At 53.1% G+C, this 13,768-nt stretch carries 11 protein-coding genes; 5 read left to right on the top strand and 6 right to left on the bottom strand.

Features of this window, described 5'->3' with window-relative positions:
• Window positions 1-26 precede the first annotated feature (26 nt).
• On the bottom strand, window positions 27-263 hold the full coding sequence (gene yedF, locus WFN87_RS00400) for a sulfurtransferase-like selenium metabolism protein YedF (protein WP_336983392.1): 237 nt from the start codon (window positions 261-263) through the stop codon (window positions 27-29).
• Window positions 260-1,474 (bottom strand): selenium metabolism membrane protein YedE/FdhT, encoded by a 1,215-nt coding sequence (gene yedE, locus WFN87_RS00395; RefSeq protein WP_336983391.1) that lies wholly within the window; start codon window positions 1,472-1,474, stop codon window positions 260-262. Before yedE ends, yedF begins: the two co-directional genes overlap by 4 nt.
• 195 nt (window positions 1,475-1,669) lie before the next feature.
• On the opposite strand from yedE, the gene yedD reads away from it, so the two are divergent.
• Window positions 1,670-2,089 (top strand): lipoprotein YedD, encoded by a 420-nt coding sequence (yedD, locus tag WFN87_RS00390; RefSeq protein ID WP_008459981.1) that lies wholly within the window; start codon window positions 1,670-1,672, stop codon window positions 2,087-2,089.
• A gap of 469 nt (window positions 2,090-2,558) precedes the next feature.
• Here yedD and amyA read toward each other — a convergent pair whose 3' ends face one another.
• The 4 genes from amyA to fliD form a co-directional block, all read right to left on the bottom strand.
• A complete protein-coding gene (amyA, locus tag WFN87_RS00385; protein ID WP_336983390.1) occupies window positions 2,559-4,046 on the bottom strand; it encodes an alpha-amylase in 1,488 nt (495 codons plus the stop codon).
• 69 nt (window positions 4,047-4,115) lie between these two features.
• On the bottom strand, window positions 4,116-4,478 hold the full coding sequence (gene fliT / locus WFN87_RS00380) for a flagella biosynthesis regulatory protein FliT (protein WP_008453799.1): 363 nt from the start codon (window positions 4,476-4,478) through the stop codon (window positions 4,116-4,118).
• Window positions 4,478-4,888: a flagellar export chaperone FliS gene (gene fliS, locus WFN87_RS00375; protein WP_008453801.1), complete on the bottom strand. Its 411-nt coding sequence runs from the start codon at window positions 4,886-4,888 to the stop codon at window positions 4,478-4,480. Before fliS ends, fliT begins: the two co-directional genes overlap by 1 nt.
• A 9-nt stretch (window positions 4,889-4,897) precedes the next feature.
• Window positions 4,898-6,319: a flagellar filament capping protein FliD gene (gene fliD / locus WFN87_RS00370; RefSeq protein WP_205246345.1), complete on the bottom strand. Its 1,422-nt coding sequence runs from the start codon at window positions 6,317-6,319 to the stop codon at window positions 4,898-4,900.
• A gap of 400 nt (window positions 6,320-6,719) precedes the next feature.
• Between fliD and WFN87_RS00365 the strand changes: the two genes are divergently transcribed.
• From WFN87_RS00365 to WFN87_RS00350, 4 genes are all read left to right on the top strand, one after another.
• Window positions 6,720-7,556, top strand: a complete 837-nt coding sequence (locus WFN87_RS00365) for a flagellin N-terminal helical domain-containing protein (protein ID WP_166991523.1) — start codon at window positions 6,720-6,722, stop codon at window positions 7,554-7,556.
• Window positions 7,557-7,754: 198 nt separating this feature from the next.
• Window positions 7,755-9,182, top strand: coding sequence for a hypothetical protein (locus WFN87_RS00360; RefSeq protein ID WP_336983389.1), 1,428 nt, complete (start codon window positions 7,755-7,757; stop codon window positions 9,180-9,182).
• 39 nt (window positions 9,183-9,221) lie between these two features.
• Complete coding sequence (locus WFN87_RS00355; protein WP_336983388.1) at window positions 9,222-12,575, top strand: O-linked N-acetylglucosamine transferase family protein; 3,354 nt, start codon at window positions 9,222-9,224, stop codon at window positions 12,573-12,575.
• 40 nt (window positions 12,576-12,615) lie between these two features.
• A complete protein-coding gene (locus WFN87_RS00350) occupies window positions 12,616-13,743 on the top strand; it encodes a DegT/DnrJ/EryC1/StrS family aminotransferase (RefSeq protein WP_336983387.1) in 1,128 nt (375 codons plus the stop codon).
• Window positions 13,744-13,768: the final 25 nt, after the last annotated feature.

The raw sequence follows: 13,768 nt of genomic DNA, 5'->3' as shown, positions 1-13,768 counted from the left end.
AAGGGGCAGCTTTGCCCCTTGCATGATTAACGCTGAATAAGATAGCGAATGGTGGGGCCGTCCTGCTGAATATCCAACACCGTGTAGCCGTGGTTTTTGGCGTCCAGCGGGATGTTATTGATGGACTGCGGGCAGTCGCTGATCACTTCCAGAATCTCGCCTTTTTTCAGCTGCGGCATCGCCTCCAGCGTGGCAACAGCCGGGTAAGGGCAAGGCTCACCTACCATGTCCAGGCGGTAATCCGGGATAATGTTCTGACTCATGCGGTTTCTCCTGTTGTGGTGCCGATAGCCTGGTTTTTACGGCGAAAGAAGCGTTTTTCCCAGCCGACAATCAGCAGATAAGCGACGAGCAGCATCAGGTAAGTCACCAGCAGCCCGCCCAGTGGCCCAAAGGTATTCAGCAGGTTGACTTTATCCCAGCTGGTGGCCAGCGCCGGAGAAATATCATCCCAGAACCAGGCCAGCAGCGTAGAGCCAATCACGTTGCCGAGACCGACCCACCAGTAGTGAACCTGACCTTCGACCGCGCGATACATCCAGCCCGTTTCGCAGCCTCCGGCCAGCACGATACCAAAGCCAAACAACAGCCCGCCGATGATGGCGTTTGGCCCTGCCCACATGATTTTGGCTTCTACGCCAAGCTGAACATAGCTAAAGATGCCAATGGCGCTGACCGCCATCCCCAGAATAATTGCTTTGGCCATCTGGGTTCGGCCGGTGATCCACATGTCGCGGAAGGCGGAGGTGAAGCAAATCTGTGCGCGTTCGATAAGCAGGCCAAAGCCGACGCCAAACAGCATGGCGAGGCCGAGTTTTGGCTGGTTTATGGCGGTGAAACCCGCCCAGCCGAGCATGCCGATAAACACCAGCATTCCCATACGGAAACGGCGCTTAGCGCGATCCGTCTGCTGGGTGAGCGGGGAGGCAGCGGAGACTTTTTGCAGTTTGACCGGAATGCGGAACATCGGCAGCAGCGTGAAGCGCGCGCCAAACCAGCAGCCGATGGCGGTGGCAAGGGCGAAGAACCAGGCGTGCAGCGAAAACTGTGGGATCCCGGTAAAGAACGCCGCGAGGTTGCAGCCCATTGCCAGTCGTGCGCCGAAGCCAGCAATGATCCCGCCGAGCACGGCCTGAATGATGCGAATGCGGTGCTGGGGCAGGCGAAGTTTAACGTTATTCGCCCACAGTGCGGCGGCGAAACAGCCGCCAAACATGCCGATGATCATCATGCCGTCAATGCGGGTCAGCGGGCTGCCGTCGAGGTGAATTAGCTTGTAGTAGCCCCATTCTTCGGCGTGAACGCCCATCAGCTGCAGGAGCTGGCCGCCCCAGCGGGTGAATTCGCCGGTCACGGCCCAGAAAGTGCCGGTGATGCCGAAGTAATAAGTGGAGAGGATCCCGGCCGCGATCACCGCGGGCATCGGTTTCCAGAAGGTTACCAGGTATTGGTGTTTAAAGGAGTGCCAGGTCATTGTTTTCGCCTCTGAACTCAGAAGAACGTGCCGCTATGGGCAAAAGAAGGCGCCATCATACGCCCATCGTTTGGGCTTAACAGGCTGAAAAGACGAAAAAACAATCTGGATCAATTTTTGTGCCCCAGGCGGAATTGCTGGCAGGCATCGGGCTTTAATGCCAGAATTATTTTTTCTCCGCAGTCAGGATAGACGATGAAGAAGCTTTTAGTATTGGCGGCGCTGGTAGCACTGGGCGGCTGCACCGAGATCAGAGATTATAAGCAGGTCGTTCGTACCGAAGCACCGGCGGGTATGGCGGGCTACTGGCAGTCCAGCGGGCCGCAGAGCGAGCTGGTTAGCCCGGAGGCGATTGCTTCGCTGGTGGTCACGCCCCAGGGCGATACGCTGGATTGCCGCCAGTGGCAGCGGGTGATTGGGGTTCCGGGTAAGCTGACGCATTTGTCTGGCGATCTGCGTAATGTCACCGTCAAGCGTGAGATTTACGACATCGGCCTAAACGGCGACACGCTGGAGTACGCCGGGATGACGTTGAAGCGTGTGGATCGTTTGACGCCGGAATGCGCTGATTTCCTGGCTAAAAATCCTTTAGATAGCCAACTGTCGAAAGGCTAAGGGAGAATGCCTCTCACTCCAGAGAGGTGAGAGGGCTGGTGCTCAACGCTGTGGCTGCGATTTCATTCTCTTACTTTTTTGGGGCTGTCTTGTAGTGACCAATAAGTTCTATGGAGGAACGGCTAAGCTTCCGTTCACTTTAATCCTCATTCCTATGTAGCTTCTGAGCTTGTGAACGTCTCAGGGGAGTCACCGTTACTCCCCTGAGAACCCGGAGTCCCGGCGAAATAAATCGACCGCGTGAGCGGCAAACCTCCGTTTTATCTCCCAGTCCTGGGTCGGCTGAGATGCGTTCCCGACGCTCTCAGCCTCCGGCCGTTCCCGACGCCCGGCCCCTGGCCAGTCGGAGAGAAAACGGAGGCGATTTAAGCCGGACACGTTCACCGTGCAGTAAACGTGTCGGGAAAACAGGTCTACGGGTGAACGGAACAGCTCCCGGATTAAAGAGATCTCCCAAAAGATGTCAAATTCACAGCACATCCTCCAGCACCCAAACGCTAACGCTGCCGCCGTGACAGGTAAAGGTTGCGCTGCCGCCCGCGTCGGTGTGAATCGTTTCCTCGCGATTGCCGAGATAATCACGCCAGTTTTTCTCAGCGAAATCTTCCCCCAAGGTGACGTGCTTTTCGCCGTCATCGCCGTTGGACATGATGACTACGCAGCCTGGGGCTTCTGCCGTGCCGCTGCGGCTAAAGCCAATGCAGTTAGGGTGATCGAACCATAAAGTCTGCACACCGTGGGCAAAGCGCTCCCGGGCGTGAATCAGGTCATCCAGCTGTTCGATGACCGGCATATCAATGTGGTAGTTCTGCCCGTCGCCGCCTTTATCGTCGTAACTTGCACCAAAAAGATCCGGGTAGAACACCGACGGTACGCCGTTTTCGCGCAGCAGAATTAGCGCATAGGCCAGCGGTTTAAACCAGGCTTCTACGGGCGCTTCAAGCGCCTGCAGCGGCTGGGTGTCGTGGTTAGCCACCAGCGTGACGGCGTGGAACGGGTCGGCCTCAACCAGCGTGCCGGTGAAAATCTGGCTCATGTCGTAGTCACGCCCAAGCCGGGATGCCTCATGGAATTTCATTTGTAGAGGGGCATCAAACAGCATCGTTTTGCCCTCTACCTGGGCGATGTATTCCAGCAGTTTGTCCACTTCATGGGACCAGTATTCCGCCACGATAAACAGCGGCGTTTCCGTCACGTCCTGGACGTGCTCAATCCACTCTTTATAAAACCAGGCGGGAATGTGTTTGACGGCATCGAGCCGAAAGCCGTTGCACTGCGTCTGGGCCATCACCCAGCGCGCCCAGTATTTAAGCTCTTCGGTTACCGCATGGTTGCGGAAGTCGATATTGGCGCCCATCAGATAATCGAAATTCCCCAGCTCGTCGTCCACCTGGTCGTTCCAGCCGTCGCCGGTGTAGTCATTGACGATTTTGAAGATGCCGTCTTCATCGGGGTTTTCAATATGATCGACGCCGCTGAAGCATTTGTAGTCCCAGATGAACTGTGAGTATTGTCCGGCACGGGCGGGGAAGGTGTAGCGGGTCCAGGCCTCGCAGTCGATAACCTCGGGCGAGATCTCGTTGCGATTATCGGCATTTACCCGGTTGACGCGGATGTGCTCTTTTTCGTCGGCGCCCATTTTATGGTTCACGACAACGTCCAGCAGCACCGAAACTCCGTTGTCCCGTAGGGCTTTTATGGCCGCCAGCAGCTGTGCTTTATCCCCGTACTTGGTGGCGATGCTACCTTTCTGGTCAAACTCACCGAGGTCAAAGAGATCGTAACTGTCGTAGCCAACCGAATAACCGCCCGCGCTGCCTTTATACGCAGGGGGAAGCCAAACCATGTTGATGCCGATGTCGCTGAGGCTGGCCGCACGGTCGGCCACTTCTGACCAGAGCGTTCCGTCGCCGGGGGTGTACCAGTGAAAAAATTGTAACAGGGTGGGGTTCGTCATCTTGTCCGTGCTCCAGAAGTCATTTAGCTGACCTCTGGAGTATGGAATAAGAATCGAAATACGGCAGGTTTACTGGTTCAGATCGCTCGGTGTTAACACGTTGCCGGAGAGAAAACCGTAGGTGTTGTTCAGTGATTTCTGACGGCCGCTCTGGTCAATCAGGTCGCGAAGCTCACTCAGACGGCTGTTAAGCAGCCCTTTAATCTCATTTTCATTGGCGAGAATCAGATCAAGCAGCGCCTTAGCTTCTTCCTGACTTCTTTGGCTTGACTGCGCAATTGGGTTGCTGGCAATCGACTCTACCAGTTGAACATATTTAACCTCATGATCAATCAGCTCATCCCACCTTCCGCTATGGGCAAGGTCAAGCATGGTTTGACTGAGGGCGAGCAGGGCACGCCATCCATTGAGGGATGAGATGAAATCATTCATCAGATAGCATCCTGAAATGTAGGGGAAGTAGGGCCGATTTGCTTCCATGCATCCGCGATGTTTGCAAGTAATCTTTCGACTTCGGCGATGGCCTCTACGTCATTACGCAAATTAGCGTGTAGGAGACGCCTGACCATGTAATCGTAAAGATTCGCGAGGTTAGCGGGCAAATCTCCTCCGACATCCATATTCAGGCCGGCTTTCAGGCCATTATCAATAATGTTAATGGCTTTTGAGAGCGCCTCGCCTTTTTGCGGTATTTGTTCCTGTTCAAGAAACAAGCGAGCACGAACCAGGGCACTGAGTGCCCCATCGAACAACATCACCACGAGCTGGTGTGGACTGGCACTCATAACGGCGCTTTCCAGACCGACCTGTTGATAGGCTTGTACACCAGAACTCTTGTACATACAAAATCCTTAGCTTTTGTTGAATTGCTGCGCCAGATAGTTCCCCATGTTTGTCATCGAGTTAACAAGACTTGCCAGAGAAGTAAACTGTGCCTTGTAACGCGCCATGGTTTCGTCGATGCTGTCACTCATCGCCTGTTTACGATCGGCCACGGTTTTCAATGTTGAGGTCAGGCCATCCTGCGCATTTTTAATCACGCCAGCGTTAATGGAGCTGGTGCTCAGCATATTGTTCAGTTTGGTATCCAGCTGTGTCGCAAACCCTGTCGTTTTCCCGTCGCCTACAAAGTAGTTAATAACGCCCTGCGGGTTGTCGGATAACGCTTTGGTTAATTGGGTATCATTGACTTTTAGCTGGCTGGAGCCATCCGGGGCCAGTACGGGATCCTGGGTAATGCCCAACTGCGCCATAATGCTGTAATCGCCGCCCTGTACCTGGGTCAGCATGCTACGGATATCAGCCTGGATACCGCGTACGGTACTGTCCCCGACGAGTGCGCCGTTGTTTGGATCCTGGGCGGAACCTGGGTCAACTTTTACATATTTGGTCACGGTAGCAATCGTTGACTGAAGGGTGTTATAGGCTTTAACCCAGTCATTAATCACTTTCTTGCTGGCATCGCTGGTACGCGCCACGCTCAGCGTTTCATCGGCCGTGCTCTTCGCCTTAAGGTTCAACGTTACGCCCGGCATGGCATCAGAGATGGTGTTGCTCTGACGCTCAATCATGACGCCGTTCACTTTCACCTGAGCATTTTGCGAAGCCGTTTGCTCTGTTAAAGCCCCGGTCTTGCTCGTTGAGTTGTACCCAATCACGCCCTGGAGCTGGTCATCACCGGTGACGGTGATGGTCATATCTGACTGCGTGCCGGTGCTCTTGGAAGCAATCATCAGGCGATAGTCGCCGTCGTTAGCTTTAACCACGGATGCCGAGACGTTTCCGCCCGCGGCGTTAATCGCTTTTGCAATACCGTTTAATGAGGTATCGCCGTCGGCAAGCGTCACGCTCAGTGGCTTAGTGGTGCCAGGCTGAGTAATCGTTATCGTACGTGTACCGCCGGTGGTCGCACCCTGCTGCGCAGTGTTGCTGCTGATGCTGCCGGTTGAGAGCACCTGAGCCTTCGCCATCTGCTGTACGTTAATTGTATAGTCAGCAAGGATAGCGTCACTGGTCGTGGTCGCGCTAAAAGCGGTATTGGTACTGGTGACGGAGGTAGACACCAGAGAACCCTTCGCTGTTAACGCAGCGGTAGCCGTTTCCAGTCCGGAAATCGCGGTTTTCAACTGACCAAAGGCGCTAAACTGGGCTTGATAAGTCTTTGTTTGTGTATCAAAGATGGTTAATTTTGTTTGTTCAGCCGTGTAAAGCTTATCGTAAGTATCCTGGAGGTTCAGGCTGGTACCTGCCCCGAGGCTTGAAATCGATGCCATTGATGTCTTCCTTTAAGTCGCTGGTAGTTTCATTCACTTATCGGCTGACTCAATGAAAAGTTTACAGCCGGGGAAAAAAAATAATCAGCCGAATAGCAGGCAGTGGATCGGCCTTATATGACGATTGTCGGAAAAGACGGTGACATTAATAGCGTGGTCGATGGCGTAAAGGGAGGCAAAGATATATTTTCTCGAATGCGCTAAGCCGCGTTTAAAAGTGCAGGAAAGGTTAAGTTTAGCGCGGGTTGTAAATTTAATTTCTTTATAATTCAGTCATTTGATTTTTTTTTATCATTAATTCTAAAGTTGGCACAGAGGGCGTCGATAACCTTGTTGACGGTGAGAGACGCCGTGAGTGTTAGGCACCGAACCTAAACCCAATTTTTAAGGAATTAATACTATGTCCGTAATCAATACTAACCTGCTGTCCCTGACTACTCAGAACAACCTGAGCAAAGCTCAGTCTTCCCTGGGTACCGCTATCGAGCGTCTGTCTTCCGGTATGCGTATCAACAGCGCGAAAGACGATGCTGCTGGTCAGGCGATTGCCAACCGTATGACTTCCCAGGTTAAGGGTATGACTCAGGCGGCTCGTAACGCTAACGACGGTATCTCTCTGGTTCAGACCGCTGAAGGTAACCTGAACGAGATCAACACCAACTTACAGCGTATCCGTGAACTGTCCCTGCAGGCCGCGAACGACACCAACGGCACCACTGACCTGGCATCCGTACAGACTGAAATCACCCAGCGTCTGTCTGAAATCGACCGCATCGCAGGCGGCGCTTCTTTCAACGGCAAAAACCTGCTGAACGGTTCCGTAACTACTGGCTTGAACATTCAGGTTGGCGCTAACACCACCTCTAACGATACCATCGTTATCGGCAGCGACTCTCTGATCAACGCATCTTCCGGTAGCCTGAGCAGTGGTCTGAGCACCGCTATTACTGACCACTCTACCGCACAGGCTGTTGTTTCTGCTGCTGATGCTGCTATCGCGAAAATCGATACTGCACGTTCTAACATGGGTGCGATTCAGAACCGTTTCGAATCTACCATCAACAACCTGAACAACTCCATCACCAACCTGTCTGCTGCTCAGTCCCGTATCCAGGACGCTGACTACGCGACCGAAGTATCCAACATGAGCCGCGCGCAGATCCTGCAGCAGGCTGGTACTTCTGTACTGTCTCAGGCGAACCAGGTTCCACAGGCAATGCTGTCCCTGCTGCGTTAATTTCGCAGACCGCTACAAGAAAGGTTGCTGGAAACAGCAGCCTTTTTTTGTTTTTGCCAAAAGGAGAGGCGCAGGGCGTTTTTAATATGAAGGTTAAGCCGTTAATTTCGGTTTTGTTCAGCGCATTATGCTTACTGGGCGGGTGCTAGCATCAGACAATCACCCGTCTGGCAAAATATTGCAACCTAAAGGACAGTTATGAATAGTTTCTCCCGCACTCGGGCAATGCATCAATATTACCGCGATCTGTTTACCCGGGCGATTCACCTGCCGGAAGCCGATGCTTTACCTGCGTGGCTGGTGACCGAAGTCCTTAATTTTGCCAATCCTGATTTTGCTGCCCTCGACGATAAATTAAACCAGGCACAGACGGGGTTGAATCTCGAGCAAGACAGAGCGTTAAAGCTGATGATGAGGGCGATTATTCTGTCAAATGTGGCGCTCTGCGGCCCATCTGGAGAAAAGTCGCAGGCGGTTGACGCGGAGAATGTTGAGAAAATCACGCAATGTATCGTTGAAGCGCTTAAGCTTGACGGGAATAAAAATTATCTGGTTGCCGCCGTTCAGATCCTGTTCCGCATTAATGAAATAAACTCCGCCGTTTTCCTTATTTCCAATAATCTTTCCGAGCTCAGTGAGTCACCCGTTGCGCTAAAAATTCTCTTGCTCATCTGCCTGATGGAAGAAGATTTTAATCAGGCCTATGTCATTATTCAGCAGCTCACTGAGAACATGGCGCTTATCGGGGAAGATCCTATGGCGCTGCTGATGGTTGTCACGGCTATCTACAAGCTGGGAGGCCGCCCGGATTCCTTTATCGATTTTAGCCCGTTAGACGTGCCTGACTGGCAGCCTGACGCTGGCCGTTATAGCTGGTTAATTGAGCCGGTAAATAACAATAAAACTACCGTGCTGGTCGCTTGCGATGGCGCCGGCTTTACCGCTCATGGCCTGCCGCTGCTGCTTTCTCTGTTCGACACCAATCGCGACGAGCTTAACGTTCATTTCCATATTTACAACTGTGATGCTGTCCTGGCTCAGCAGATTGCAGGGCTTCGCAACGCGATGCCTGAGCTGGCTATTTCGTTAAGCAGCGAGGCAGTGACTCCAGGAACGGCAGCGAATGTGCAATATGCCAGTCGCCGGCTGGTCTTTTTATCTCATGCGCTGGAAAAAATGACCACGCCTGTCCTGCTGCTCGAGGCGAACAGCCTCGTCAGGAAGTCGTGGGCCGGGATGGAAGGGCAGTTAGATGTGAAAGATTTACTGCTGACCTGGGATGAAACCGCGCCGTTCTGGGCGTCGATTCTGGCGGCGTGTCTCTATTGTGAAGGGGGCGAGCTGTCGACGAAATATCTGGCCGCCGTGGCCCGGTTTATCGATCGCAATTTACAGCGCAACAATGCTGAACGGTTTCTCAATCAAGTGGCACTGGCCGCTGTCGAAAATGAGCTTAGTGCACTGGATAAAATGGCAATAGGCCGGGCTCAGCCGCATACGCTGGTGGATGCGGCACACGGCGAGGACGCGTTTAGTTGGATACTGGCTCACTCCGGGGTTGAGAGTGAGGATTACCGTCGATACAAAGCGTCGCTGTTGGAAAAGTACAGCGCGTTAATCGGTTGAGTCTGCATTTATTTCTTCAAAATAATGGATAAGCATAACGTGAGTCAGTATTACCCGGATCATCGTATTTCGCCCGTTGCTATTCAGTCTTCGGCCTGCGTCTACCATCTTTCTACGGTGGAGCCTGCGCACGCTCGCGTGCTGGAAATAGGGTGCGGCGAGGGAGGATGCATTACGGCCCACGCGCTGGCGTACCCGGAAAGCCAGGTGATGGGGATTGATATTGATGAAAGCTTGATTGCCGCAGGGCAGCGCCATACTCAGGCATTAGGGATCAGCAATATTGAGCTGTTCTCCGCCGGACTTGGGGATATTCTCGCCACCGAAGGCGGGCAGTTTGACTACATCGTGATTCGCGGTGTTTTCTCTTTACTCGGCCGCCAGGAGCGAGAGGCACTCTTGCTCTGGTGCCGCCAAAATCTTTCTGGCTCCGGCGTGGTCTGCCTGCACTGGTATCCCTCCACCGGCGAACCTGAGACCACGGCCATTCGCGAGGCGCTTAGCTACCATGCAGCCCGGGGCGCGAATGCCGATCCTGAGTCTCAGGTTAATGCTGCGCGAGGCATGCTGAGCTATCTGGCGATGACGCTACCGGAAGGGACACTTAAAGCCCAGGTTGAAGAGGCTGAGAAAGAGAGCGATCTTGCCCTGACCCTGCGTTATCTCTCTCCGACCACGGCAGCCTTGTCTTTTACTGAGTTTTGCCATCAGGTCAGCGACCTGGGATTGCACTACGCTGGCGATGCCGTGCCTCAGTATGAGCTGCCGCGCGCTTATGGTGAAAAGGTCGCAACGCTACACGCCCTCGTCGCCGGGCAGCAGCGCATTGCCGCCCAACAATATCTTGATTTTGCGGTATCGCGTACCGAACGCTTTAGTCTGCTCAGTGCGACCAGAGCCGAAGAACACTTTCCGGCATTGCCTGACAGTTCGCGCCTCGAATCACTTCATTGGGCGGGAAACTTTAGCCGCAAAATGAATGAGAATGGGGCGATATACAACGGCCATATTGGCGGGGATGGGCAGCAATCCAGTAGTGAGAATCCGATCACTTTACGCATTCTGGATCTGCTTGGGGCTGCCTGGCCATTCAGCCTGAGCGTTGAACAGTTGGTCATTAACTGCCGCAAGCCGGAAGACAATACCGACGTGCGCGAGGCAGTGCTGAAAGTGCTGGAAGATCTGTATCTCACTCAGCCGGCGGGACTCTACTGGCGCTGTACTCCAGGCGCGTATGATCGGGCTGAAAATGACACGCTACAGCCCATTTTATCGCTGAAAAACGGCTTGCCAGAAGGGAATGCTTCGCAAGTTTATAGAAACCTCTGGGGCGATGAATTTTCTGTCACGCCGGAAGAATGGCGCTATTTGCAACACGGTTTAGCCGGTGTGGATGCCGAGGCGTGGCAGTGTTTTATGTCGCTACGTAAAAAAGGCGCGTTGACGGGGTCTCCGACTGCCTGGAAAAAGCACTACCAGCTTTTTTTACGTACGGGGAAAACACAATTTTTGCTGCCGCTGTTAAACAATTTGCTGCTGCTGAGTGTTTCCATATCGCGAGGTGGCTTGCTTAGCAAAGATGTTAATGACTTACCCCAGCGTGAATCAGAACACGCGGAAGACACTTACGACCGGATTAACCGTTTAATTCGTGAGAAAAAGATCCAGGATGCGAAAACCTGTGCTGAGAAGCTGCTGAAAGAGAACCCGGAGGATATTGCCGCGCTGCGCTGTTATTCGCGAACGCTTGTGCTGTCCAATCGCTGGGATGAAGCAAAAGAAGTGCTTTGTCGGCTGATGGGACACTATTTCTCCAGTCTGGATATTTATTACGATCTGGCGACAGGGCTACAGAAAACAAACCAACATTATTACGCGATTCTTCTTCTGCAGGGGTTGTTAAGGCTGGAAGATAAAAACGTCAATTTCTGGCATAGCCTTGCGTACTCATATTATCAGCTGGGTGAAATGTCCCTGGCGGAAAAATGCTCTCGTGTTTCGTTGCGCTGCGACGAGGTGAAAGCGATTCACTATGCCACGATGGGGGTGATTCTCAGCGATAGCCAAAAACTTGACGAGGCCGCCTGGTTTCTTAACAAAGCGATAGCGCTGGAACCGAGTAATTTTGATTACTTTACCGCACTGCTGTTTGCAATGACCCACGACCATAAGGTCACGGCAGAGCAGCTTTACCAGAAACATCTGCAATACGGTGAGACCGTAGGAGCATGGGCCGCAGCCTGTCATCTGCAACTGCCTTATCGGGGTATAAAGAATCCTGATAAAAAACTGCGCGTGGGCTTTGTTTCCGGAGATTTACGCAAGCATCCCGTGAGCCACTTCCTGGCGCCGTTCTGGGATGGGCTGGACAGAAATCATTTCGAGCTGGTGGGGTACAGCACCTCTTATGTTCATGATGAGGTCACTGAACATTTTGCAGCCGGTTCCGTGCTATGGCGACAGGTGGACAAGCTAAGCAACCAGCAGCTTGCCGAACAGGTTTATCATGACGGGATTGATATTCTGTTTGATCTCTCGGGCCACACCTCTGACAACCGTCTGCCGGCGTTTGCGCTTCGCCCCGCACCGGTGCAAATCTCCTGGATTGGCTACCCTGGCACAACCGGTTTGAAAACGATGGATTACCGCATTGTGACCGCGACGCTCGCTGAGCCAGCCGGTCTTGAACAGCAGCTGACCGAAAGCATCATGTTTATTGAGATGCGTAAGTTCTTCGAGCCCGATCCGCAAAGCCCTGATATCGAAACTCTCCCGGCGCTTAAAAACGGTTACCTCACTTTCGGCAGCTTTAATCGCCCTAAAAAGATCAACGATGAAGTCCTCAGAGTGTGGGCCTCAATTCTGGCACAGTCTCCGGACGCCAAATTTGTTATCGGTTTTATGAACGATGAAAAAATGGTGGCCGAGATGACGAGGAAACTCGAGCTGCTGGGTATTGCACCGTCGCGCCTGATATTCAAGAAAAGAGCGCCGCTGCTTGATTATCTGGCTTACCACAATGAAATCGACATTTTACTGGATGCATTTCCCTACTCTGGCGGTACCACCAGTAACCACGCCTGCTGGATGGGCGTGCCAACGCTGACGCTGTGCGGTGCCACGATGGCTGCCCGACAGGGCGTCGATATTATGCGTATTCATGGACTGGAAAACTTTATTGCCTACAGCGAAGAGGATTACATCCAGAAGGCGCTGAGCTGGGGCGACCGACTCCCTGAACTGAATGAAATACGCATGACAATGCGTGAAAGAATGCCGGCGGAAACCGCGGATGGCTTTAACGTCGCCGGTACATTTGGGCGCGCATTGCGGGAAGCATGGCGAATTTACTGTGCCGGTGAAGCGCACCGTACGTTCACAGTATTGGAATAAGGCGCGGGCCGCGCCAACTGGTTTCACACCGAGGTGTACTATGAAAAATATTTTTGTTACCAGCCCTCTGCTTCCGCCCCTGGAGGAATTTGTTCCTTATCTCGAGCAAATCTGGGGGAACAAGCACCTGACCAACAACGGGCCATTTCATCAGCAGCTTGAGCAGGCGCTGGCCGATTATCTGGGCGTAAAATATCTTTCGCTGTTTTCTAACGGTACGCTGGCGTTGCTGACCGCTTTCCAGACGCTGCGGCTGAGCGGCGAAGTGATAACCACGCCTTACTCATTTGTGGCGACATCGCACAGTCTCTTATGGAATGGCCTGACGCCGGTCTTTGCTGATATTGATCCGCAGACGTTCAATATTAACGCCGACGCGATTGAGGCGCTTATCACCCCACAAACTACGGCCATTATGCCGGTGCACTGTTATGGTATTCCCTGCGACGTGGATAAAATTCAACGTATCGCCGACACCTATGGCCTCAAAGTTATTTACGACGCGGCCCACGCCTTTGGTGTGAAGCAGAACGGCAGCAGCATCCTGAACTGCGGTGATTTGTCTATCCTGAGTTTCCACGCCACCAAAGTGTTTAATACCATCGAAGGCGGGGCGATTATCTGCCCGGATGCCAGAACCAAAAAACGCATTGATTACCTGAAAAACTTCGGTTTTGCCGACGAAACCACGGTAATTGCGCCGGGCATTAACGCGAAAATGAATGAAGTGCAGGCGGCGTTTGGCCTGCTGCAGCTCCAGCATATTGACGGCGCCTTAAGCGCCCGGGCCGACATTTATCAGCGCTACTGTGAAGGTCTGGCCGATATTCCTGGCCTTGAGTTTTATACCCAGAGAAGCGATTACGAGTGGAACCACGCTTACTATCCCGTGCTGATAGATGAACGGTTCCCGGTGAGCCGCGACGCACTTTATGACGCGTTAAAAGAAGAGGGGATTTATACCCGGCGCTATTTCTATCCGCTCATCAGCTCCTTCGCCATGTACCGGCATTTACCGTCCTCCGCCGCGGAGCATCTGCCGGTAGCCAACGACCTGGCTAACAAGGTGCTGTGTTTGCCGATATTCCCGGATCTCGAGGGAGAAGAGCAACAGCGTATTATTACGGCAGTCAGGCGGATTGCTCAGGGGCAAAGCGTTGCCGCCTGACTGGGTTATTGGCGGGAATAAAAAA

Source organism: Cedecea sp. AS113 (assembly GCF_037152415.1).
Lineage (GTDB): Bacteria > Pseudomonadota > Gammaproteobacteria > Enterobacterales > Enterobacteriaceae > Cedecea.
The sequence above is the reverse complement of the archived record's forward strand: the minus strand, read 5'-3'. Positions and strand labels throughout refer to the sequence as shown.